The sequence below is a fragment of the Gracilibacillus alcaliphilus genome (assembly GCF_016909015.1).
GTDB classification, from domain to species: domain Bacteria; phylum Bacillota; class Bacilli; order Bacillales; family Amphibacillaceae; genus Gracilibacillus; species Gracilibacillus alcaliphilus.
The window spans coordinates 38920-62680 of sequence record NZ_JAFBFA010000010.1; the positions used below are offsets into that span (position 1 = coordinate 38920).

General features: G+C 39.8%; 21 protein-coding genes. 16 read left to right on the forward strand and 5 right to left on the reverse strand.

Translation table 11 applies throughout. The annotated features are described in order from the left end of the window. Positions 1-83: 83 nt before the first annotated feature. Positions 84-527, reverse strand: a complete 444-nt coding sequence (locus JOD18_RS09480; RefSeq protein ID WP_204668743.1) for a universal stress protein — start codon at positions 525-527, stop codon at positions 84-86. A 225-nt stretch (positions 528-752) separates the two neighbouring features. On the opposite strand from JOD18_RS09480, the gene JOD18_RS09485 reads away from it, so the two are divergent. From JOD18_RS09485 to JOD18_RS09520, 8 genes are all read left to right on the forward strand, one after another. Beyond that, positions 753-1505, forward strand: coding sequence for an SDR family oxidoreductase (locus JOD18_RS09485; protein WP_204668745.1), 753 nt, complete (start codon positions 753-755; stop codon positions 1503-1505). Between the two features lie 116 nt (positions 1506-1621). Then, positions 1622-2140 carry a DUF4178 domain-containing protein gene (locus JOD18_RS09490; protein WP_338029517.1) on the forward strand — a complete coding sequence of 173 codons (519 nt, stop codon included), beginning with the start codon at positions 1622-1624 and terminating at the stop codon, positions 2138-2140. Positions 2141-2165: 25 nt separating this feature from the next. Beyond that, positions 2166-2834 carry a PspA/IM30 family protein gene (locus JOD18_RS09495; RefSeq protein WP_204668748.1) on the forward strand — a complete coding sequence of 223 codons (669 nt, stop codon included), beginning with the start codon at positions 2166-2168 and terminating at the stop codon, positions 2832-2834. Positions 2835-3263: 429 nt separating this feature from the next. After that, positions 3264-3929: a DUF4247 domain-containing protein gene (locus JOD18_RS09500; protein ID WP_239588031.1), complete on the forward strand. Its 666-nt coding sequence runs from the start codon at positions 3264-3266 to the stop codon at positions 3927-3929. A 21-nt stretch (positions 3930-3950) separates the two neighbouring features. Beyond that, complete coding sequence (locus tag JOD18_RS09505; RefSeq protein ID WP_204668750.1) at positions 3951-4346, forward strand: DUF350 domain-containing protein; 396 nt, start codon at positions 3951-3953, stop codon at positions 4344-4346. Positions 4347-4448: 102 nt separating this feature from the next. After that, positions 4449-5969 (forward strand): polyamine aminopropyltransferase, encoded by a 1521-nt coding sequence (locus JOD18_RS09510; protein ID WP_204668752.1) that lies wholly within the window; start codon positions 4449-4451, stop codon positions 5967-5969. 181 nt (positions 5970-6150) lie between these two features. Further along, a complete protein-coding gene (locus JOD18_RS09515; RefSeq protein WP_204668754.1) occupies positions 6151-6831 on the forward strand; it encodes a metal-dependent hydrolase in 681 nt (226 codons plus the stop codon). 402 nt (positions 6832-7233) lie between these two features. Further along, positions 7234-8547: a DRTGG domain-containing protein gene (locus tag JOD18_RS09520; RefSeq protein ID WP_204668756.1), complete on the forward strand. Its 1314-nt coding sequence runs from the start codon at positions 7234-7236 to the stop codon at positions 8545-8547. Between the two features lie 94 nt (positions 8548-8641). Here JOD18_RS09520 and JOD18_RS09525 read toward each other — a convergent pair whose 3' ends face one another. Then, entirely contained in the window at positions 8642-8929 is a 288-nt protein-coding gene (locus JOD18_RS09525; protein ID WP_204668758.1) for a YtpI family protein, read from the reverse strand. Between the two features lie 113 nt (positions 8930-9042). Between JOD18_RS09525 and JOD18_RS09530 the strand changes: the two genes are divergently transcribed. After that, the gene (locus tag JOD18_RS09530; RefSeq protein ID WP_204668760.1) at positions 9043-9987 is read left to right on the forward strand and encodes a DHH family phosphoesterase; all 945 of its coding nucleotides are present in this window, start codon (positions 9043-9045) and stop codon (positions 9985-9987) included. Positions 9988-10103: 116 nt separating this feature from the next. Here JOD18_RS09530 and ytrI read toward each other — a convergent pair whose 3' ends face one another. Together ytrI and ytrH are read right to left on the reverse strand one after the other, a co-directional pair. Next, positions 10104-10613 (reverse strand): sporulation membrane protein YtrI, encoded by a 510-nt coding sequence (gene ytrI / locus JOD18_RS09535; RefSeq protein ID WP_204668761.1) that lies wholly within the window; start codon positions 10611-10613, stop codon positions 10104-10106. Then, positions 10613-10945 carry a sporulation membrane protein YtrH gene (gene ytrH, locus JOD18_RS09540; protein ID WP_204668763.1) on the reverse strand — a complete coding sequence of 111 codons (333 nt, stop codon included), beginning with the start codon at positions 10943-10945 and terminating at the stop codon, positions 10613-10615. The genes ytrI and ytrH overlap by 1 nt, the downstream gene beginning before the upstream one ends. A 538-nt stretch (positions 10946-11483) precedes the next feature. On the opposite strand from ytrH, the gene dnaE reads away from it, so the two are divergent. From dnaE to JOD18_RS09570, 6 genes are all read left to right on the forward strand, one after another. Next, positions 11484-14756: a DNA polymerase III subunit alpha gene (dnaE, locus tag JOD18_RS09545; RefSeq protein WP_204668765.1), complete on the forward strand. Its 3273-nt coding sequence runs from the start codon at positions 11484-11486 to the stop codon at positions 14754-14756. 496 nt (positions 14757-15252) lie between these two features. Further along, positions 15253-16125 carry an acetyl-CoA carboxylase, carboxyltransferase subunit beta gene (gene accD / locus JOD18_RS09550; protein ID WP_204668767.1) on the forward strand — a complete coding sequence of 291 codons (873 nt, stop codon included), beginning with the start codon at positions 15253-15255 and terminating at the stop codon, positions 16123-16125. Then, on the forward strand, positions 16109-17068 hold the full coding sequence (gene accA, locus JOD18_RS09555; RefSeq protein WP_204668769.1) for an acetyl-CoA carboxylase carboxyl transferase subunit alpha: 960 nt from the start codon (positions 16109-16111) through the stop codon (positions 17066-17068). The genes accD and accA overlap by 17 nt, the downstream gene beginning before the upstream one ends. A gap of 580 nt (positions 17069-17648) precedes the next feature. After that, the gene (pfkA, locus tag JOD18_RS09560) at positions 17649-18608 is read left to right on the forward strand and encodes a 6-phosphofructokinase (RefSeq protein ID WP_204668771.1); all 960 of its coding nucleotides are present in this window, start codon (positions 17649-17651) and stop codon (positions 18606-18608) included. A 137-nt stretch (positions 18609-18745) separates the two neighbouring features. Next, positions 18746-20506 (forward strand): pyruvate kinase, encoded by a 1761-nt coding sequence (pyk, locus tag JOD18_RS09565; protein ID WP_204668772.1) that lies wholly within the window; start codon positions 18746-18748, stop codon positions 20504-20506. Positions 20507-20779: 273 nt separating this feature from the next. Continuing rightward, positions 20780-21172: an FxsA family protein gene (locus JOD18_RS09570; RefSeq protein ID WP_204668774.1), complete on the forward strand. Its 393-nt coding sequence runs from the start codon at positions 20780-20782 to the stop codon at positions 21170-21172. On the opposite strand, the gene ytvI is transcribed toward JOD18_RS09570, so the two are convergent. Further along, positions 21153-22274, reverse strand: a complete 1122-nt coding sequence (ytvI, locus tag JOD18_RS09575; RefSeq protein ID WP_204668776.1) for a sporulation integral membrane protein YtvI — start codon at positions 22272-22274, stop codon at positions 21153-21155. The two genes, JOD18_RS09570 and ytvI, sit on opposite strands and share 20 nt — an antisense overlap. 355 nt (positions 22275-22629) lie before the next feature. Between ytvI and citZ the strand changes: the two genes are divergently transcribed. Next, positions 22630-23745: a citrate synthase gene (gene citZ / locus JOD18_RS09580; protein ID WP_204668778.1), complete on the forward strand. Its 1116-nt coding sequence runs from the start codon at positions 22630-22632 to the stop codon at positions 23743-23745. The last annotated feature ends 16 nt before the right edge of the window (positions 23746-23761 follow it).

Below are 23761 nucleotides of genomic sequence, written 5' to 3' on the forward strand. Positions count from 1 at the left end.
TCAGACTTAAAGAGATTCTAAATAAGTCTAAACAGGGATAACGGATATTAACAGCTATGGTGAGTCCTGCTTTCTGGGGATGGTTAGCTTCTTATCACAAGCACATCACATTTGGCATATCTGGTAATGCTTTCAGAGACACTGCCGATCAGAAAACGTTCGACAGCATTCATCCCGGTTGCCCCGCAAATAATAAGGTCTGCTTCAAACTTCTTGGCGAGGTCTTTCGGTATTTTTATTTTTGGAGAGCCTATTTCAACATGAGTGGTGACATCCTGTACCCCTCGTTTATAGGCTTTTTCTTTATATTCTTCTAGTAAGGTTTTGGCATAATTCTCAGATCGTGAAGCCAAACTTTGATCATATACCTCTGGAGCAATGGTAGTAATTGTTCTTGTATCAATTACATGAGCCAAAAATAACTTGGCATTATTTCTTAATACAACATCTACAGCTTTATTAAAGGCCAACTCAGAAGCTTCCGAACCGTCTACGGCCACTAACACTCTATCATATTCAAAAGCCATCATTTATCCCCCCTTTACCATATATACTTATTATAACATGTATCCGTTTACAGTATAGAGATTTTTTATCTCTATATTTATTTATACCACCAATTTATTTTTTAGAAACATTTCTTGCCACACATTAATAGAAAAAAATCGACCAGTCATGTAACATAAGAAGTGAAGGATAGTGTGGTTTTTTCATCCTGTTATATTCAAAAGTAGCTTAAAGGAGGAGCAGTCATGGGCCATGCCTTTATAACAGCGGGAACAAAAGGTTTAGGATTAAAAGTAACTGAGGCGTTTATTGAGAAAGGTCACGCCGTTTCCGTTACTTATTTCTCAGATGAAGAGAAAGCCAACGAACTATTAGAAAATTATCCTGAGGCAGCAATAAACATCATCCAATTAGATGTAACAAAAAAGAATGAGTTAAAATCGGCTATAGACAGGGCGGTAAACGCTTTTGGCACTATTGATTATTTAATAAATAATGCTGGCCCATTTATTTTTGAACGAAAGAAATTAGTTGATTATACTGAGCAAGAATGGGATTATATTATCAAAGGGAATTTGGATGCTGTTTTTCACCTATTGAAATTGACCATTCCTGCTATGCGAAAGCAGCAGTTTGGCAGAATTGTTAACTATGGCTTTCAAGGTGCAAATACAGGGGCAGGCTGGATTGACCGTACTGCCTTTGCGGCTGCTAAGGTAGGATTGGCTTCTTTAACGAAATCAATTGCCTATGAAGAAGCTGAACATGGTATTACGGCTAATATGGTATGTCCGGGAGATATTGTCGGAGCAATGAAGGAAGCTACTATTGCAGACAGCAGAACACAGCCAAATAAAGAGACACCGATTGGCCGTTCAGGAACAGGTGAAGATATTGCCAGAATGGTGATGTTCTTCTGTGAAGAAGCAGCTGATATGGTAACCGGTACAGTGGTGGAAGTGACAGGGGGATTAGACGTCATTCATCAAAATCGATAAACCAATGCTTAGCTGTGTACTGATTTCCGTGCCCCTAAAAAATAAATAAAAAAATTTTTCAAAAAACGAAACCTTTCAAATCTATGCTCGTATTACTTATTAACAAAGGAAATGAGGTGCACCATTTGGGTTTCTTGTCCAGATTATTTTCAAAAAGCAACCAAACCAAAGAAATTAAAAAACGAGATGTCTTATCGATTCAAATTGGTGATATTCTCGAATATGATCTTGTTGATTATGAGGTAGTGGGGAAGATCACTTATAGGGAAGGTAAGTATAAGTGGTACAGTTACCAGCTGCTTGGCGAAAATAAGTCAGTTTGGTTGTCTGCGGAAATGGATGATGAGCTGGAGCTCGGGATTTATGAGAAGATCCAGCTTCCTGAGGCAAGTCAAATTCCGCCAAAGCTGGAATATAAGCAAACTGCCTATTTTCTAGAAGAGCAAGGTCAGGCTCAAGTAACTGGTGAGGGAAGGAGCAGTCCGCTTACCGGACAGCAAATGCGTTATGCAGAGTATAGTAACCAAGGTGAAACCTCAAATATCAGTGTGGAGGATTGGGGTAGCGAAGTAGAAGTTAGCATAGGGTACACTATCCAGCCATACGAGATTAAGATTATTGCAGGTTCACTTTAAATAAAAATATTAGGAGGAATGAAATATGTTTCAATTTTTCAGACGAATCAAAACAGTAGTAAGTTCGGAGTTAAACTCAATGATCGATCGTGCCGAAGATCCCGTTAAAATGCTGGATCAGTTTATGCGTGATATGGAAGCAGATATTCGTGAGGTAGAACAAGCTGTAGCGAAGCAAATCGCGAATGAGAAAATGCTCAAACGCAAATCAGATGATGCGCAGGCTTTAGTAGAAAAACGTCAGCAGCAAGCAGAACAAGCTATTGAAGCAGGAAATGACGATCTAGCCAGAAGAGCTTTACAAGACAAGAATGAGCAAGCTAATCAAGCCGATACACTTCGCGAATCTTGGGAGCGTGCGAAACAAGATGCAGATCAACTTCGTGAGAAACTTGATGAAATGAAGAAAGAATATCAGCAAATGCAATTGAAGAAAGACGGCTTGAAAGCAAGAGCGGAAACTGCGAAAACACGTACCAAAATGAACCGTACGATGTCTTCGATTGGAAATGATGACTCTAAACGTGGGTTTGAGCGTATGGAGGAAAAAGTGCTGCAATATGAAGCAGAGGCAGATACGAGTGAAGATTTATCACAAGCCAGCAAGACACTTGATGATGAGTTCGCTGTCTTGGAGAAGAACGGTGTAGATGATGAATTAGCCGAATTAAAAAGAAAGTTAGGCAAAGAGTAATACAAGCAGCTTATGAGAAAGAACCTAAACCTGATTAGGTTCTTTCTCCTTGTTAGGCAAACATAAACTTGCATAATACCTGTTATATAGGTTGTTCAAAAAGTCCAATAAAAATGACACGGTGAATTTCTGCGTTGGCTTGCTTTTTCCGTTACTCACGTATTAAAAGGAAGAGGAGCTTCTACTAAGATCGTCCACATCGTGCGGACAATGCAGAAGTCAACACATCCTGTGCAAGTCCGTTACTAAAGACTGCACCGCCTTGAACTTTCGACGTACAGGACGTCACGGTTTTAGCCTGCCGACGTAAAGGATGTGCTAGTATCGGTGTTGCAACACAATGTTGCGAACTTAACCGATAAGGGTCCTTTTTATCGAGCTTTTTGAACATGCAAATATATAGGCTTTAGACTGGGAGGTGAGTTGTTTTTGTATAAAAAACTAACGATGGGTTTATTCTTTTTCTTCGTGATACTTTTAGCGGGGTGTCAGTCCGGTAATTCTTTTGGTGCGCCGTTGTTTGATGAATCAGAATCACTGTTAGAATCAGAATTAGAAGTACGAGAATCCAAACAGGATATCATCGATCAATTACATACAGAGGGAGATGCAGATATTGCTGCCTTAATCTCCAATAACTTTCCATTTGTTGATACGGTAACAGGAGAAGAAGCTGTTGCCAATGTTTATGGAACTTTACAATTTGAAGTAGAAGAGCTAGCGGCTTTGTTAGACGAGGTCAAACCGGCAACAGAGGTAAGTGATTTCAAGGACGGTCAACAAATTTTGATCTATCAGGATCAGTTTGTGATCCTGAAAGAAAGTGAAGAACTTCCAGAGGCGATATTGATTGAGGTAGCTAGTGAACAATTTGTCAAAAACAATTACTCACCTAATTTTCTTACCACTTATTTTACTATCCGAATGTTAGATAGTTTGTTTGGTTACAATTGGGTGAATAACAGACAGAATTATTGCAGAAATAATGATTGTTATGGTGGTTACTCTACCACCAATAGTTATCAAAACGACAATTCATCGAAGAAACGCGGCATTAACTCGTTTCGCGGTGGTGGTCCAGGAACTGGAAAATAACAAAAAAAGGAGATTGTCAGTATGGAGCCATTTATTCTAACATTTATTTACTTTATTGCAGCAATAGTTATTGTCATTATTGGATTAGCGATTTTTGAATGGTTAACAAGGCAGTATAAGGATTGGGAAGAGATTAAACAGGCTAACCATGCCGTTGCCCTATCTATTTCAGGTAAGATTATAGGGATTTGTGTGATTCTTTCATTTGCTATCTATCATAGTATCAGCATCTGGGAAACATTGATCTGGGGGGCCTATGGTGTGGTGCTGCAAATGGTTGCCTACCTGATTTTCGAAGGGGTTACCCGCAAATTCTCTGTAGAAGAACAATTAAAAGAGAACAACGTAGCCGTTGGTATTATCTCTTTTGGTGTGTCGGTAGGACTGGCATTTGTGATTGGCTCCTCTATTACATAACAGAGGAAGATAAGAGATGTGGCATAAAACAAAGACTTATTCGCTGACAAGGCTTGGCGGATGGTCTTTGTTTTAGTTATTCAAGCAGGGAAGGAAACAAATATGGAATCTAAACAGAAACAAAGCAACTTTATTTATTGGGCATCAGGGATTGTCTCTATTTGCGGTATTATCTTTGAGGTCCTTTTTGGTGCACTTGGTTCCTATATTCTTGGAGATGGCGTCAAACAATATACTTTGACAATTTCCTTGTTTTTAACAGGGATGGGGATTGGAGCTAGTTTAAGTGAAAAAGTAACTAAAAAATTAATTTTATCGTTTATTTATATTGAATACTTTGTGGCCTTAATCGGCGGGATGTCCAGCTTTTTGATGTTTGCGGCGACGGCTTTTTTTGGCAGTGGCATAGACGCGCTGTTCCTCTATTCCATTACATTGATTGTTGGTGCTCTAACAGGGGTGGAATTACCGATATTAATTCGCAAGGCAAATGAGGTCGGTGTGACTTTGCAACGAAGTACCGCAAGGGTGCTTTTTTCTGACTATGCGGGTGGTTTGATCGGCGGCCTGCTGTTTGTATTCTTATTACGGCCGCAGTTAGGCATGGTGAAGACAGCTTTTCTGGTAGGAATAATAAACTTGTGTGTGGCGGTTGTTGTTTTATATTTATTTCGCAAAGAAATCAAAAGAAAATGGCTTCATGGAGTTGTCGGCAGTGTGATTGGCTCTGTACTTGTAGTCGGCTTGTTATTTGGCGAGTCGATTGCATTAAATTTTGAACAGCGGATTTATACTGACCCCATCATTCATTCCGAAGAAAGTCAGTATCAGAAAATTATTGTCACGCGACAAAATGAAGATGTGCGTCTCTATTTAGATGGCGGTTTGCAATTCAGCTCGATTGATGAACATCGCTACCATGAGGTGCTCATTCATCCTGCGATGGGGATAGCAACAAATCCGAGAAATGTGTTAGTGCTGGGCGGAGGAGACGGATTAGCCGTCCGGGAGTTATTGAAATATGACCAAGTCGAACAGATCACATTAGTTGATTTAGATCCGGCAGTCGTTGAATTAGCCAACCAGAACCCGTATTTATTGGAACTTAATAAAGGTTCTTTGCAGGATGAACGCGTGCAGATTGTCCATCAAGATGCTTTTCAATACTTGGAGGATGGTGCCGATTGGTTTGATGTAATTATCATTGATTTACCTGATCCAAATAATGAAAGTCTCAATAAATTGTATACGAAAGAATTTTATTCGCTCGTTCGTAATCACTTGAATCCTGGTGGTGCGGTTTCGATTCAGGCGACCAGTCCGCTCTTTGCCAGACAAGCGTACTGGACCATTTCGCATACGGTCGCCTCTACCGGGATGAAAGTAGAGAATTTACATGTGGATATTCCAAGCTTTGGTAATTGGGGATTTATCCTTGCCAGCAGAGAGGAGATCAACCTGCCAGCCATCGAAGTAGAGACTGAGTATCTTACAGCAGGAGTTTTGGAGAGTTTAACCCAGTTTGGTAAAGATGAAGGGGATCCCCCTGAAGAATTAGAAGAGAATACGCTGATTAATCCAATTCTGATTCAACTTTATGAAAAGGAATGGGAATACTATTAATCATCTGCTAACCAAACCATAAGAGTCTTAATCAATGATAACGTGCCTTATTAGATGTTTTATTTACATGCCATCAGGGAATGACACTAGTGAGTTTTTTATAGCTGCAGTGACAGCTTAGTTGACCATTCATAAAGGATAAGGCAATTTTAAATTAAAACGATAAGAGGAGTGAGTGATAGTGAAAGTATCCTTTCATGGACAATCTTGTGTCAAAATCGAAACTGTGAACCATACGCTCTTGATTGACCCGTTTATTACAGGGAATTCAACTAGTGATCTACAAGCTGATCAACAGAATCCTGATGTGATTCTGCTTACACATGGTCATAATGATCATGTCGGAGATACCGTCAGTATTGCGAAGCGCACCGGTTGTTTAGTGGTTGCTCCTAATGAGCTGGCTGTGTATTTAGAATCAAGAGGATTAAAAACACATCCTATGCATATTGGCGGGGCACATACCTTTGATTTTGGAAAAGTGAAGCTAACACCGGCCTTCCACGGTTCCTTATTTGTTGATGAGGATGGCACACACGTATATGGTGGAATGCCAGCTGGGTTATTAATTTATGCAGAAGATAAGACCATTTACCATGCAGGGGATACGGGCTTATTTTCTGATCTCAAATTAATTGGTGATAGAAATGAAATTGATTTGGCCTTCCTCCCAATTGGCGATAATTTTACGATGGGACCAGAAGATGCCCTCCTTGCAGCTGATTGGATCCAAGCGAAGCAGGTGGTTCCAATGCATTATAATACTTTTCCGCTTATCGAACAAGATGGTGCTGCATTTAGCCAGCAGGTTAAAACAGGCAAAGGGGTTCATCTGCAGCCTGGAGAAAGCATCGAATTATAATTAGATAGAGCAACAGTATATTACTGGAATATGTTACACCTAGACATATTCCAGTTTTTAAAAAAAGATATAGAAGGGTGAAGTTACTTCAAAAATAGATGTCGCATTTAGTTAAACAGTAATAACCAAGTGTACCAGATGTAGTAATTTTTGAGGAAACAGAAGTCATTTTTTTTAGAAATTTCCCTTTAGCCATTCCACTTTTAGTCAATTCCTCTCATAAACAAGCAGTAAAAAAGTAATACAGTTTTATATCAAAAAATAAAACAGATTCTAATCGGTAACTTCTCAAATAGAGTATTTATTAATATTACAATATTAAATTGAATAATAACTACTACAACTGTATAATAGAATTAGGTAAAAAAATATTAGTACAGATGAAAGATTGGTGAATGGCAATTGGCTACAAAACACGAACAAATTTTATCCTATATAGAGTCTCTTTCTGTAGGAAATAAGATATCAGTGAGGCAAATTGCAAAGGAATTAAATGTAAGTGAAGGAACAGCCTATCGTGCCATCAAAGAAGCAGAAAATAAAGGGCTGGTAAGCACTATAGAGCGAGTAGGAACCATTCGTATTGAACGCAAGCAAAAAGAGAATTTTGAGAATCTAACGTTTGCTGAAATTGTTAGTATTGTCGATGGGCAAGTGCTGGGAGGCAGAGATGGCTTATATAAGACACTTAATAAATTTGTCATCGGTGCCATGGAGCTTGATGCCATGATGCGTTATACGGAGAAAGACTCCCTGCTTATCGTCGGAAACCGCCCAGAAGCACATCAGCTTGCTTTAAAAGAAGGAGCAGCAGTGCTTATTACAGGTGGCTTTGATACGGATGATTATACGAAACAGCTTGCAGATGAGAAACAACTGCCAATTATCTCGACAAGTTATGATACCTTTACCGTGGCAGCGATGATTAACCGCGCTATTTATGATCAGTTGATTAAGAAAGAAATCATCCTGGTGGGAGATATCTACACCAATGTTGATGAAACCTATTTCTTGAGAACAAAGGATTTTGTTGAGAAATGGCATCAGTGGGAACAAAAAACTACACATAGCCGCTATCCTGTTCTCGATGACAATAATAAGGTTGTAGGTATTGTAACATCTAAAGATGTAATCGGAAAAAGCAGAGATATGCCTATTGATAAGGTAATGACGAAAAATCCGTTAACGGTTATGAAGGAAACCTCATTAGCTTATGCTGCCCATATGATGGTTTGGGAAGGTATTGAAATTATGCCAGTCGTTGATCAGCATCATCAATTACTAGGATTAATTTCACGTCAAGATGTGTTGAAAGGATTGCAGCATGTTCAGAAACAGCCACAGGTTGGCGAAACTATTGATGATATTATCTCTAATTATTTTGAACAGCTGCCATCTGAATCACAGCATACGATGTACCGGGCAGAAATTACACCGCAAATGACCAATCAATTTGGAACATTATCATATGGAGTATTTGTTTCCTATGTCATTGAGGCTGCCAGGCGTATGTTGCGCCAAATGAAAAAAGGTGATTTGGTGCTAGAGCATATCAATGTTTATTTTATTAAGCCGATCCAGTTGGAAACCATGGTAACTTTCCTGCCAACAATAGTTGATATTGGCCGCAAATCTGTGAAAGTAGATGTAGAAGCTTATCATGAGAAGAAAGTAGTAGGGAAGGCAATGCTTGTGGCACAGCTGATTGATCGATAGATTTTTGCGGACATGGTGGTTATTGTCCGCAAAAATCTCTATATTGAAGTGACGATAGAATTTCCTCGCGCTTATGTAATTCCTTGCCAAAGAATTATTTCCTTTTGTGAAGCTCCCCCTTATAATGGAGATAGCGTTTCACCCCGCCATATCCTTGTAAGATTCCAATCGCAAGAAAAGCAATGGTCACAAACAAGGCAAGTTGTGTTTGATAGAATATGTATTGATTGATACCAAAGGCAATCATGAAGATACCTAGGGCAATACGTGCCTTTGCGTTGCTTATTTCTTGTATTAGCGGATCTGGCTGACGCAGATTTGAAAATTTATAATAAATATACAACAGAATTGATAGTATAATGACAATAGGAAATGCGATCATACCAATTAAACCTCCAATCATGCTAACGTATGATAAAAATCCTATACCATTTTATCGTTTATATTGTAAAATTACCAGCATAACCAATTTATTTTTTATAAAGGAGTTTTTCTATGTCCATTGTTCAAGAGATTCACCAAAAAATAAAAACTTATTCACGCATCATTATTCATCGTCATATTCGTCCAGATCCTGATGCATATGGTTCACAAAATGGTTTAGCTGAAATTATTAAAGCAAGCTATCCAGATAAAGAAGTATTAGTAGTAGGCGAAGAGGAAGCGTCATTAACCTTTTTGGCTAAAATGGAGCAAATAGCAGATGAGGACTTTACAGAAGCGTTAGTTATTGTCTGTGATACAGCGAACCAAGAGCGTATTTCTGATCAACGCTATAACAAAGGCAAGGAATTAATCAAAATTGACCACCATCCAGTTGTCGATGCTTATGGTGATATTCAATGGGTAGATGTTCAAGCTAGCTCAACCAGCGAAATGATTTATCATTTCTTCAAAGAGTTGCAAGACGAGGGTATACATATGACGGATAAGGCGGCTTCTCTTATTTATTGTGGTATTGTTGGTGATACTGGAAGGTTCCTTTTTCCAAGTACAACGGAGCGTACTTTTCAATATGCCTCAGAATTAGTAGGTTATGATTTTGATCGTTCCTATATCTATGAAGAGATGTACAAGACATCTGCCAATATTGCACGTCTAAAGGGCTATATTTTGCAAAACATTACGATTTCTGATGTCGGTGTCAGTTACATTCAATTAACAAAAGAAATCTTAGATAAGTTTGAGGTAATGCCTTCTGAGACCAGTTCCATTGTCGGTATATTAGGTGATATTGATGGGATTAAGGCGTGGGCGATCTTTGTGGAAGAAGAACATGTTATTCGTGTCCGCCTTCGTTCCAAAGGACCGATTATTAATCAAGTAGCTGCCTTGTATGAAGGTGGGGGGCATCCGCTTGCTGCTGGTGCTAAGATCCATGAATGGAATGAGGTAGAAGCAGTGGTAGCCGACTTAGAGAAAGTGTGCCAATTGTCATAAAGACAGATGACGCCCGGTTTTCCCTGTGAGCATAGCGGTTCCTGCTAAACGGAGAGCAGGGAATACGAGCGCTTATTTCAAAAGCTCGTTGTGTCTAATGTCAACGAGCTTTCTGCTTAATTAGCAATAGATAGTTCAATCGATAAATATAAAGTCTCGCTGATAATAATCCGGGAAATCTCTGCTTGGAATTGAAAATCATCGATGCGAAAAGTTTTATTTTCAATCGTAGCGATCAAGAAATCAATCGATTCGTCCATATCTTGCACTTTCTTGCCAATCGCTTGTCCAGCTTCCAGCGTTATCGCTTCTTCTAATTGATGAATCATCAGGCGGTCATTCTCCATCCTTAATTGTTCTAAATTAAGGAAATCAATCTTTATTTCTTTAATCCCGACACCTTCCTTGGTTTGTTGGTCTAAGGCGCGGTGGTTTTCTAATAATGTCTTATAATTCTGATTTAACTCCTGATACCTTGTCCGCAGTGTCAGGTTTTCTTCAATCCAGCGTTCTTGAAAAGATCCAAACATATAGAGAAAAATAAAGTAACCAATGATCGTTCCACATGCTATACCTGCCAAAAAGCGCTGCCAGCCCGGGCGTTTGTAATAGGGAGGAATATGCATTAGTCAATTTCCTCTTGGATTAGCCATTCGATAATTAAGAGCGCTGTATGTGCCCCACCCATTGCTGTAATTATTAACAGAACTTGTTTGACTAAGTCAATCGTGGACCCATCAAAGAGACCCCTTTCAAAATTAGTGATCGCATCAAAGGTACCACCTATAGCTGCGACAATCGCCCAAATCCTCAGACTTTTGGCAATGCGGATAATATGTACAAATGGTGCTTCACCGGTAATAAAAGCCCCGATACTTCCTATTAATGAACCGCCTATGATCACACCGAATGCAATGAAGTAGCATTGAACTATGGTTGCCATAAATCGTTCTTCCATTCAAGCCCCTCCAACTATGAACTGTTATTGTCTTATTATATGAAAGCTTGGCAAGGGATATGTTTAACCAATTACAGAATGTCCAATGTTTGTTATAATAGAGGGTGTTCAAAAAGCCCAATAAAAATGACACGGTGAATTTCTGCGTTGGCAATAGGGGAACTTCTACCAAAACCGTCCACATCATGTGGACAAAGCAGAAGTCAACACTTCCTGTCAAGTCCGTTATTCACGTATTAAAAGCATACGATTCATTCCTTGGAAAGGAAGGTCACTTTTCCGGCGTGCAAGGTCGTCCCCTTGAAAAAGAAAATCACTTTTTCTACGTGTAAGCCCATTTCCTTGAAAAAAAGGTGCTTTTTTGCGTGCAAGATCGTTTGCTCAAAGGCTGCGCCGCCTTGAACTTTCGACGCACACGATGTGTTAGTATCGATGTTGCGAACTTAACCGATGATGGTCCTTTTTATCAAACTTTTTGCACGCAATACATAGAGGTTGTTCCAAAACGTTTGATTGGATAATATGGAGGGATGAAGGGATGGCTTTTCAGGCACAATTACAAATTACTACCGGTTATAGTTTAATGAAAAGTACGATACAGATCCCTTCATTAGTGAAGGAAGCAAAGCAAAAAGGTTATACTCATTTGGCTATTACTGATGAAGACACCGTACATGGTTTGATTTCTTTTTATCAGACTTGTCTGCGTGAACAGATACAGCCGATTTTGGGTATGACTTCAACCATACAAATAGAGGGCCAGCCAGTCCGTATTATTTCATTGGCAGCGAATAACGAAGGTTACCAACAATTACTCCAATTAAGTTCAGATATCCAGCACGGCCAAATGATTGATTTTGAAACCTATCAAACCTATCTTAACGGACTGATCACGATCGTCCCTGCTGACCAGTTTACCAGTTCAGAATGGCAGGATTACAGTGAGCGGCTGCAAGTGCTGGAACATGTTTATTTAGGAATTTCTGCTTCTCTGCTTACAGAACAAGCGGTGTTAGAAGCATTAGAGATACAAAAAGTAGCACTTGCAGATGTGCGCTATCTGCATAAACATGATCGATTTGCATACAGCTGCTTACAGGCTATGTCACAAGGTGCCAAATGGAACCGAGAGCTGCTGGAAGGGACAACCGGAACATTTTTGCCTAGTACTGAGGAATTTACGACAGTCTTCCAGCAATGGCCGGAAATTATAGAGACTACCAACCGGCTTGCGCAGGAATGCCAATTGGAATTACCGCTGGGCAAGAAGTATCTCCCTAAATATCCGCTCCCAAATGATGAACAAGCAGATAACTATTTAAAAGCTATTTGTCAATCGGCTTTATCCAGCAAATATACAACAGTAACAGAAGAAATAACAAATAGACTGAATCATGAATTAGCCGTGATCCAGTCAATGGGATTTAGCGATTATTTTTTAATTGTTTGGGATTTTGTCAAATATGCCAAAGAACAGGAAATATTAGTAGGCCCGGGAAGGGGATCAGCTGCTGGTTCTATTGTTGCTTATTTGTTAGGGATTACTACGGTAGATCCAATCCAATACGGTCTGTTATTTGAACGTTTTTTGAATCCGGAACGTGTTACTCTGCCCGATATTGATATTGACTTTTCAGATGAGAAACGGGATACCGTGATTCGCTACGTGGCAGATAAATATGGAGCTCAGCATGTGGCGCAAATTGTCACGTTTGGAACATTTGCCGCCCGCTCCCTACTGCGAGAGTTGTTTAAAGTGCTGTCGATAGAGGAAAATGACCAAGTTTATATCTTACGTCTATTGCCGAAAGACAGCACCATGCCGATCGCAGCCATGCTCAAGCAATCCAAAGAATTAATGGATTATGTCACAAATTCAGAGAAACTACGGCAATTATTTCGGGTATGCAACTGCTTGGAGGGACTGCCAAGGCATCTTTCTACACATGCCGCCGGTGTGGTGATTAGTGATGACGAACTGACCAAACATACGGCTACTATGCCGTCACAACATGATATTACATTGACACAATTTGCGATGAATGAGTTAGAACGTGTAGGGTTGTTAAAGTTCGATTTTCTAGGCTTGCGAAACTTAACCATTATTGAACGGATGACCAAACAAATAGCCAGGATTTATAAGCGGAAAATCATTACAGAAGAATTAGCTTTAGATGACCCAGACACGTTTCAATTGCTGCAAAGAGGAGAAACCAATGGTATCTTTCAATTGGAGTCACAAGGTATGCAACAAGTATTAAAGGAGTTGCGTCCAACCGAATTTGAAGATATTGTGGCGGTAAATGCTTTGTATCGCCCTGGTCCAATGGCGTTTATTCCTACTTATGTGGCACGCAAGCATAAGCAAGAAAAGGTTACGTATTTACATGACAATTTAAAGCCTATTCTTTCCAAGACATATGGTGTTTTGGTTTATCAAGAGCAAATTATTCAAATCGTTCACCAAATGGCTGGTTTCACTTATGGTCAGGCAGATATGTTAAGAAGGGCTGTTAGTAAAAAGGATAAAGAACTATTAATGAGCAATAAGCAGGCATTTTTGAACGGATCACGTGCGAAAGGCTACACTGAATCGGTTGCAGAAGAAGTATTCGCTTGGATTGTGCGGTTTTCTGATTATGGCTTTAACCGCAGCCATGCTGTGGCCTATAGTATGATTACGTATCAATTGGCATATTTTAAGGCGAATTATCCATTGGTCTTTTACAATGAGATGCTTCATATTCATAACGGTAATAGTGACAAGCTGTATGTCTATTTGCGTGAAGCACGTCAAAAGGGATTGTCGATTCTGGCTCCATCCATCAATCACAGTATTGGCAGAACAAAGTTGGAAAAGGGAGCGATCCGCCTAGGGTTAACACTGGTGAAAGGGATTGGATATCAAGCTGTACAGGCCATGCTGGAGGCTCGAAAAGATAAACCCTTTACCAGCTTATTTGATTTCTGTTTGCGAGTTCCGTTAAAACAGGTGAATCGCTCGATGATTTATACCCTGATCCTGGCTGGTGCTTTTGATGAACTGCATAACAATCGTGCCAGCCTAATCGCAAGTATAGATGAGGCGATGGAGCAGGGCGAATTATTTAAAGAATTCAGCGATGGGACAGGCTTAGGTGTAGCGCTGGATGTAGCGTATGTCGAACTGGACGAAATGCCAATTATGCAAAAATTGATGGCAGAAAAAGAAGTACTCGGCTTTTTTATTTCCCGTCATCCATTGGCAGAGGCTCGTCAAACACTGAGAAGTTACGGTTATGTTGACATTCAACGTGTGCTGCAACATCGTTACAAGAAAGTAAGACTGGCTGCAGTTGTACAAGGGTTAAAAGTGATTCGCACGAAGAAAGGGGAGTCTATGGCTTTTGCCACGTTAGCGGATGAACTATCAGAGATGGACGCCGTCTTATTCCCAGCGACATTTCGTCAAGTTAATGATTGGCTGGAACAAGACTGCTTTGTTTTGGTAGAAGGAAGAACCGAACAGCGTAATGATAAGCAACAGCTTATTATTGATTCGATCGAGCCGTATCACCTTGAAGATACTCCATTTCAACAGCAACAGGTTTATATTAAGGTGACAGAAAATAAAGAAGAGATGATAGATAAGCTAGACCAACTGGCAGAACAGTTTCCTGGTGCAGCCGCTATTTATCTTTATCGTGAGAAGGAACGCCAGCTGTACAAACTGGCAGACAGCTATAATATTGATAGTAGTTGGCAGGTGGTTAAACAGTTGAAGCAGTATTTTGGCGAAAACAATGTCGTAGTGAAATCCCCTTCCTCTTAGAATCTCTCTTTACATCATTTGCTGATCTGATATAATGTAATAGTTATATGGTCTGGCTTTTGATAAGCAGAATGAAAGATTTAATAGGGCATCTTATGCAAAGCTTATATGTGGTTCAAGCGTGTGAATCTCAGGATTCACACGCCTTTAAGTAGAAACGAAAGGTTGCTTTTTATGGAGCGGATACATATTAATATAAGCTTCCAGTGATAGTAAATAGGCACGCAAGAAATAAGCTTGATCTAGTAATCACCGCCTTAGTAATATGCTCGGTGTTTATGATGATTGGTTTGGAAAGACAGCTATTCTGACAATAAACACACATATGTCTCTTCTTTTTCGATAAGACAAGAACCGAGGGTTAACATCACTGCCAGCGGAGAATCAGATGGGAAAGGAGAAACAGCAATAAGTGGATTTTCTGTTTTTCTAATGTTCAACCAGTCAGCTGAATAATATTAATATATTGATGTGATTGATGAAGGAGGAATCTCCATTGTTAAAGGATTTGTTTGGGAACAGGAAGAAACAAGCCTCCATACCAGGGGAACAAGCGAAAAAAGATGTGCCAGAAGGACTTTTGCAAAAATGTGCTGGCTGTAAAAAAATAATTTATCAAAAAGAATTTCAAAAAAATTTATATGTATGTCCTGCTTGTGGACATCACCATCAGATATCTGCTCATGAACGCATTAACGCGTTGTTTAATGAGGGAACCTTTGAAGAATGGGACCAAGATTTAATCTCAGGAGACCCATTAAATTTTCCGCAATATCCAGAAAAATTAGAAAGTGACAAACGAAAAACAGGCCTGAATGAGGCGGTTGTCACTGGCAGTGGTATTATCCATCGAAGTAAGGCAGCCATTGCGGTGATGGATGCAGGATTCAGGATGGGCAGTATGGGTTCGGTTGTCGGTGAAAAGATTGCCAGGGCGATAGAACGTGCCCGTGAAGAAAAGCTGCCAATGATTATCTATGCTGCCTCAGGTGGAGCACGAATGCAGGAGGGTGTGCTCAGCCTGATGCAGATGGCCAAAACATCGATGGCCATTCAACGATTAAATAAAGATGGCGGTCTATTAATCTCCGTTATGACCAATCCAACTACAGGCGGTGTGTCTGCGAGTTTTGCATCCATCGGGGACTACAATTTTGCAGAACCTGGTGCATTAATTGGTTTTGCTGGCCGTCGAATTATTGAACAGACCATTCGTGAGAAATTGCCCAAAGATTTTCAAACAGCAGAATTTCAATTAGAGCATGGACAAGTTGATAAAGTTATTTCAAGATTAGACATGCGTGATACGCTTAGTACTGTTCTAGATATTCATGGCTTCGGGGGTGAATCAGATGAAGCAGGCTCTTGAATTTGAGAAGCCAGTAGTTGAGTTACGTGAAAAGATTGAAGAATTAAAAGCAATGACAGAAGGTACTGATATTGATTTATCAGATGAAATTGAGAAAATGGAACAACGTTTGTCCAAACTGGAAAATGATATCTATGGGAACTTAAAACCATGGGATCGTGTCCAAATCGCGCGTTATGCCGATCGCCCTACTTCTTTAGATTATATAGAGCAATTATTTACTGATTTTATTGAATTCCATGGGGATCGTCTATTTGCTGATGACGAGGCGATAGTCACTGGTATCGCCAAGTATCGCGGTCAGCCAGTAACAGTTATTGGACAGCAAAGAGGGAAGAATACAAAGGACAATATCAGACGTAATTTCGGCAGTCCGCACCCTGAAGGATATCGCAAGGCACTTCGCCATATGAAACAGGCAGAGAAATTTAACCGTCCGATCATTACTTTTATTGATACCAAGGGGGCTTATCCTGGAAAGGCAGCCGAAGAACGTGGACAGAGTGAGGCCATCGCAAGAAACCTGATGGAGATGTCTGGACTGGAAGTACCGACTATTTCGATTGTCATTGGTGAAGGCGGCAGTGGCGGTGCTCTCGGAATTGGTGTAACAGACCGCATTCATATGCTCGAGAACTCGACTTATTCGGTTATCTCTCCAGAAGGGGCAGCTTCGATTTTATGGAAAGATGCTGGACAATCAGAACGCGCAGCCGCATCCTTAAAAATCACCGCGCCTGATCTGAAAGAATTAGGAATCATCGATGAAGTTATCCCGGAACCATTAGGTGGGGCACATCGCGATGTTGTTACCCAAGCGCTAAATATTAGTAAAGTATTGGATCAATCCTTGCAAGAATTAGACAAAGAATCGTCAGAGACATTACTAGAAAAGCGCTGGGAAAAGTATCTGAAAATTGGAGATGTACAGTCAGTAAAATAATAATGAGCTAGTGGTTGAGATAAAAGTATTGGACAAATCAAAAAAAGAATGGGGGACTGATCCATCAATGGATCGGTCTCCTGTTTTATTGCTCGATATTACGTCAGATCAGAGAGTAGATATAGTATTGCTATTATACTTTCTATGCATTTAAAAGACAGGCCTTTAAGCGTTGCTAGATATATATTGATAGGGTTTTCACCGGTGTTGGGATCATTGACCGATTCGACAGATAATGTAGATTTATGTAGGAAAAAACTTTTAAAGTAGAGGCAAATAGGCTAAAATTAAGTGGTAGAGGGATGAGATTCCTTGTTTTTTCATGTATAATGGCAATAGTCAGAAGTAAAATAAATGATCATATATATGCAGCATAGAAAATGACTCTTAAGGTCAGCATACTCATCGATGATGCATTAGCTTAGTGGAACTTGTTTATACTGTTAATATCTGTGTAATATGTGACATCATTATTTTGCTGGAGGCAAAGGATACCGGAGGTAAAAATTCTGCAAAATTTGGCCTTCCTCCTTTGTTATGAATGTAACACAGGTTTTCTATTACTAAAGAGGTGATTGTTTTGAAAAAAATTGGTGTTCTAACTAGTGGTGGCGATGCACCAGGCATGAATGCAGCCATCCGAGCAGTTGTACGTGCAGCCATTTTCCATGAATTAGAAGTGTATGGGATATACAATGGTTATGAAGGCTTAATGGAAGGGAACATTAAGCAAATGGAACTTGGATCAGTAGGAGATATCATTCAGCGAGGTGGAACGATATTATATTCTGCTAGATCAGAAGAGTTCAAAACCGATGAAGGCCAGCAACGTGCTATTGAACAAATGCGTAAAGTCGGGCTAGAAGGATTAATCGTTATCGGTGGAGATGGTTCCTTCCGTGGTGCAGAAAAATTAACGCAAAAAGGCTTTCCGTGTATAGGAGTGCCTGGAACGATTGATAATGATATCGCGGGAACTGATTATACCATTGGGTTCGATACCGCATTAAACACGATTGTAAATGCAGTAGACAAGATTCGTGATACCGCCACTTCCCATGAGCGTACATATGTGATTGAGGTAATGGGGAGAGACGCTGGCGACCTTGCGTTATGGGCAGGTTTGGCAAATGGAGCAGAAACAGTTATTATTCCAGAACAACGTGAGAGTTTTGAAAGTGTGGTAGCCAAATTAAAACGGGGGCAAGAGCGAGGAAAGAAACATAGTATTATTATTCTAGCCGAAGGGGTAGACAGCGGTGTTGCGTACGGTAAACGTATTGAGGAAGAAACAAAGAGAGATACACGTGTTACTGTACTTGGCCATATTCAACGCGGTGGTTCTCCATCAGGATATGATCGTGTATTAGCCAGTCGTTTAGGTGCCAGAGCAGTTGATTTATTGATTGAGGGAGCAGGCGGACGAATGGTCGGCATTCAAAATAATGTAGTGGTGGACCACGACATTTCAGAGGTATTAAATATGAAACACTCCATCAATATGAACATGTATAAATTATCTAATCAATTGTCTATTTAATTATATGTAGCAGGGGGATTCCTCTGCTGCTATATGGGTTACATATCATTTTATTTGGTAGGAACAGCAGGTTGACAGTCATACACCAGATTGAGTGTATATGCTGTAAAGTGGAAGTATTTAAAGGAGGAAAACAAATGAGAAGAACAAAGATCGTATGTACGATCGGTCCAGCATCTGAATCAGAAGAGAAATTAGAACAGTTAATGGCAGCAGGTATGAATGTCGCACGGCTGAACTTTTCTCATGGTGATTTTGAAGAACATGGTGCAAGAATTAAAAATATCCGTAAAGCAGCGAAGAAATTAGGTAAAACCGTTGCTATTTTATTGGATACAAAAGGTCCTGAAATCCGTACAGGTATTTTAAAAGACGGTGCAGCCAATATTATAAAAGGCAGTACTGTTTACGTGTCTATGGACGAGATTGAGGGAGATCACGAACATATTTCTGTAACCTATCCAGAGTTAATTAATGATGTAGAAGTAGGCTCTAAATTACTGTTAGATGATGGTTTAATTGCGCTTGAAATAACAGAAATTCTTAAAGACAGCAATGAATTAAAGACAGTGGCTTTAAATTCCGGTATACTAAAAAACAAAAAAGGTGTCAACGTGCCTAATGTTAGTGTGAAATTGCCTGGAATTACAGAAAAAGACGCAGCCGATATCAAATTTGGAATTGAACAAGGCGTTGATTTTATTGCCGCTTCTTTTGTTCGCCGTGCTTCAGATGTTCTGGAAATCAGAGGATTACTAGAAGAGAATAATGCCACTCATATTCAAATTATCCCGAAAATTGAGAATCAAGAAGGTGTTGATAATTTAGATACCATCTTACAGGTAAGTGATGGCTTAATGGTTGCACGTGGTGACTTGGGTGTGGAAATACCGCCGGAAGATGTGCCATTGGTTCAAAAAGAAATGATCTTCAAATGTAATAATGTAGGTAAACCAGTTATTACAGCTACACAAATGTTAGATTCTATGCAGCGTAACCCTCGTCCAACTAGAGCAGAAGCATCAGACGTTGCTAATGCGATTTTAGATGGTACAGACGCTATTATGTTGTCGGGTGAGACAGCAGCAGGGGACTATCCTGTTGAGGCTGTTCAAACCATGAGTAACATTGCTAAGAAGGCTGAGACATCTATTGATCATAAGGCGGTACTTGACCTTCGTTCCAAATCTTCAGAAATAACGATTACGGATGCTATTAGCCAGTCGGTAAACCATTCGGCTATGAACTTAGATGTAGATGCTATCCTTACACCAACTGTAAGTGGTTTTACGGCACGAATGATTTCAAAATATCGTCCAAAAGCACCGATTGTTGCGGTGACATTCGATGAGCAAGTCAGCCGTCGTTTGGCACTGGCATGGGGTGTCGAAACGATTGTTGGCACATTGCTTTATACGACAGATGATGTGTTGGCAGAAGCAATTGAACAAGGTTTGAAAACCGACTACTTTAAACGTGGTGACCGTGTGATCATTACAGCTGGTGTACCAGTTGGTGAAAGTGGTACAACGAATTTGATGAAGATTCATGTGATTGGTGATGTATTAGCCAAAGGACAAGGTGTAGGCAAAGGAAGTTCTTACGGGCGTGCTGTTATCTGTAAAGATGCAGAAGAGGCGAAACGCAAAGTGAAGAGTGATGATATCGTCGTTACTTATAGTACAGATAAGGATATGATACCAGTTTTAGAAAAAGCGGCTGGTTTGATTACTGTAGAAGGTGGACTTACTTCTCATGCGGCAATTGCTGGACTAAGTTTAGATATACCGGTAATTGTTGGTGTAAATAATGCACTTGAGGTTATCAAGGATGGACAAGATATCACCATCGATTCCAAAAAAGGTGACATCTACGCTGGGCACGCCAGTGTACTATAAATTGAGATTACAATCAGTGGCTGTTTCACTGATGGTCAGCGAATCATATTAAGGAATGAAGTAATCAGGCCGCTTTACCAGTTAGCCATTAGTTTTTTTGAGTAAATAAAAACAAGGCAATATGGCTAACCCGAAGGAAGTTGTCGTGGTAAAGTAAAGCAAAGGAGGAGAAGAAAAATTTCTTCTCCTTTTTTTACCAAAAGCAAGCTACGGTGGTGACATTTGTCCGTGCCGTGATAAAATGATATGGAATCGGAGAAAAGGAGGAATAGCATGCTAAGGTGGCTGCTATTATTAATTATTATTGTTCCAGCAATAGAGATAGCCGTTTTCATCTGGATTGGTCATTATATCGGACCGTTATGGGTGGCTTTCCTCATTGTGCTTACTGGTCTATTAGGTCTATGGCTTGCGAGAAGACAAGGTTTAGAGAATGTGCGCAAAATGCAAGAAGATATGAGAAGAGGCTATGCACCGAATGATCGTGTTTTTGATAGTTTATGCATCCTATTAGGCGGGATTATTCTTATCATTCCTGGTTTTGTTACTGACTTATTTGGATTCATCCTGCTAATCCCATGGACAAGACGACCATTTAAAAATATGTTCCACAACCTCTTGATCAAATGGGCTCAAAAAGGGAATGTCAGGTTCTATCGATGGTAAACTGATTGTATCTAACATAATGATAAATCATATGAAATAACCTGATTTCCCAGCAGGCTGTTCCGACAAAGAGTAGGAGAGGCCCTGCCCAAATTCCGACCAAACCAAACATCTGGTACCCCAAATAAATGGTAAGAATAGAGATGATGGGATACACTCCCAAAGCATTGGCGACTATTTTTGGTTCTAATAGCTGTCTTTGTAATAAAATAAGTAAATACAGACAGAATAGCCCAATTGCCAAACCATTATTACCCGATATAAATAAATATAAACTCCACGGCACAAATACAGCACCCGTTCCCAGGATAGGCAGTAGATCAACGATAGCAATAAGCAAAGCAATCGATATCGCATGAGGTACTTGAAAAATAAAGAGCCCTGCTACAATGAAGCAGAAGGTAATTAACAGAAGCAGTATTTGTGCTCTGATATACAGAAAGGCTTGTCCTTTGAGTTGAAAATACAACAAGGTAATCAGACGCATAGACGAAGGAAATTGCCGGGTTAAGAAAGTATGAGCCCTGTTCCAGTCCTTGCAAATGAAAAAGGTGCACAGCAAAGCAAACATAAAAATCGTCACAGACCCAGGTAAATACATGGCTCCTTCCATCAGTCTGTTTAACAGTTCCTCTAAAAAGGCAGAAAAATAACCGGTTAGTGTTGTACTCAATTCGGCAAATTGTTCCTCCAGCAAAAGGTTTTGTTGTTTCGGCAATGCCTCCATATAATGATTCCATGTTTGCAGAAAAGGACGAATCCAGTTTTGAAACACTTGAGACAGATGTTCTAGCAGCTGCTGTAAGTAGAAGGGAAGAGATTTCGATAAATAGGTTATCCCTTGGATTAGTTCTAAACCTAACCAAATAATAAGTGTTGCGCCGGCAGTAATTAATGTCAAAATACAAATGACACAACTTAACAGATAAGGGAGTCGAAATCGTACATGCAGCCATTGAATCATAGGGTAGATGATTAACGAAAACAAGCCTGCCAGTAATAACGGAAGTAGGTAGGTAAACAGCCCATAGAGCGCTAAAAATAAAAAACTAACAATGGCAGCTAGCTTAAGCAAACGCAGAGTGATTTGTTTAGATAACATGGAAGTCAAGCCTTTCCTTATATAGGTTGTTCAACAAGCTCAATAAAAATGGCAGATCGAATGTTGGAGTTGACAGTAAGGGAATTTAACCTGATGATGATCCTTTTTACCTAGCTTTTTGAACACGCGCTTATATAGATTATTTTTAAAAAATATTAGAATTATGGTATGATAGAGATTGAGTATTTGTACAAGCTATGACAAAAGCGAGTATTTTATGTGGATTTTTAATCGTTTTCATTTACTTAATTTTTTGCTTTGTTTATAATAAGCATGGGGATGTTCTAAGCAATTGTCATAATTTGCTTAAAACGTTAAGGAATAGTAATTTGGATAAGAAAAGGAGAGGGATGTAATGACAGCAGCGAAAGGACTAGAAGGTGTAGTAGCAGTTGAATCACAAATCAGTTCCATTATTGATGATCAACTTACCTATGTCGGCTATACCATCGATGATTTAACGGAGCATGCAAGCTTTGAAGAAGTGATATTTTTGCTTTGGAATAAACGACTTCCAAACAAGCAGGAATTAACAGAACTAGAAACACAGCTATATGAAAATATGACAATACCTGAAGCCGTTATTGAGCATTTTAAATCGTATGATATACATAGTGTACATCCAATGACTGCATTAAGAACAGCAGTATCTTTGCTTGGCATTTACGATGCAGAAGCTGATGATATGAGTGAAGAGGCGAATGCACGTAAGGCGATTCGTCTTCAAGCTAAAATAGTCACCTTAGTAACTGCCTTTTCACGCATTCGTGATGGGAAGGAAGTGGTACAGCCGAAAAAAGGTTTAAGTTATGCTGCTAACTTCCTATACATGCTTAATGGAAAGGAACCGGAAGATCTGGAAGTAGAGGCTATGAACAAGGCCTTTGTACTACATGCGGATCATGAATTAAACGCATCTACTTTTACGACGCGCGTATGTGTAGCAACCTTATCAGATATGTATTCTGGTATTACTGCAGCAATCAGTGCTTTAAAAGGACCGCTTCACGGCGGGGCTAATGAACGCGTAATGGATATGCTGCTGGAAATTGGTGAAGTAGACAATGCGATTCCTTATGTACAAGAGAAAATGGCTAATAAAGAAAAAATTATGGGAATGGGGCATCGTGTCTATAGATCCGGCGATCCGCGAGCTAAACATTTAAGGAAGATGTCGAAAGAATTAACGGCACAACATGGGATGGAAAAATGGTATGACATGTCGGTAAAGATTGAAAATTATATCAAGGAAGAAAAAGGTTTACCGGCAAATGTTGATTTCTACTCCGCTTCCGTGTACCATAGTTTAGGGATAAAGAGTGACTTATACACGCTTATCTTTGCTATCAGCCGTTTCTCCGGCTGGATTGCACACATACTAGAACAGTATGAGAATAACCGATTAATCCGCCCGAGAGCTGAGTATGTAGGGCCGACTCATAAGGTATACGTTGATATTAACGAGCGTTAAACATTTTCTCTATGAA

Excerpts from the sequence above, each read along its gene's own strand:
- JOD18_RS09480 (WP_204668743.1), bottom strand. The coding sequence starts at position 527 with ATGGCTTTTGAATATGATAGAGTGTTAGTGGCCGTAGACGGTTCGGAA.
- JOD18_RS09485 (WP_204668745.1), top strand. The coding sequence starts at position 753 with ATGGGCCATGCCTTTATAACAGCGGGAACAAAAGGTTTAGGATTAAAA.
- JOD18_RS09495 (WP_204668748.1), top strand. The coding sequence starts at position 2,166 with ATGTTTCAATTTTTCAGACGAATCAAAACAGTAGTAAGTTCGGAGTTA.
- JOD18_RS09505 (WP_204668750.1), top strand. The coding sequence starts at position 3,951 with ATGGAGCCATTTATTCTAACATTTATTTACTTTATTGCAGCAATAGTT.
- JOD18_RS09510 (WP_204668752.1), top strand. The coding sequence starts at position 4,449 with ATGGAATCTAAACAGAAACAAAGCAACTTTATTTATTGGGCATCAGGG.
- JOD18_RS09525 (WP_204668758.1), bottom strand. The coding sequence starts at position 8,929 with ATGATCGCATTTCCTATTGTCATTATACTATCAATTCTGTTGTATATT.
- JOD18_RS09530 (WP_204668760.1), top strand. The coding sequence starts at position 9,043 with ATGTCCATTGTTCAAGAGATTCACCAAAAAATAAAAACTTATTCACGC.
- ytrI (WP_204668761.1), bottom strand. The coding sequence starts at position 10,613 with ATGCATATTCCTCCCTATTACAAACGCCCGGGCTGGCAGCGCTTTTTG.
- ytrH (WP_204668763.1), bottom strand. The coding sequence starts at position 10,945 with ATGGAAGAACGATTTATGGCAACCATAGTTCAATGCTACTTCATTGCA.
- dnaE (WP_204668765.1), top strand. The coding sequence starts at position 11,484 with ATGGCTTTTCAGGCACAATTACAAATTACTACCGGTTATAGTTTAATG.
- accA (WP_204668769.1), top strand. The coding sequence starts at position 16,109 with ATGAAGCAGGCTCTTGAATTTGAGAAGCCAGTAGTTGAGTTACGTGAA.
- pyk (WP_204668772.1), top strand. The coding sequence starts at position 18,746 with ATGAGAAGAACAAAGATCGTATGTACGATCGGTCCAGCATCTGAATCA.
- JOD18_RS09570 (WP_204668774.1), top strand. The coding sequence starts at position 20,780 with ATGCTAAGGTGGCTGCTATTATTAATTATTATTGTTCCAGCAATAGAG.
- ytvI (WP_204668776.1), bottom strand. The coding sequence starts at position 22,274 with ATGTTATCTAAACAAATCACTCTGCGTTTGCTTAAGCTAGCTGCCATT.
- citZ (WP_204668778.1), top strand. The coding sequence starts at position 22,630 with ATGACAGCAGCGAAAGGACTAGAAGGTGTAGTAGCAGTTGAATCACAA.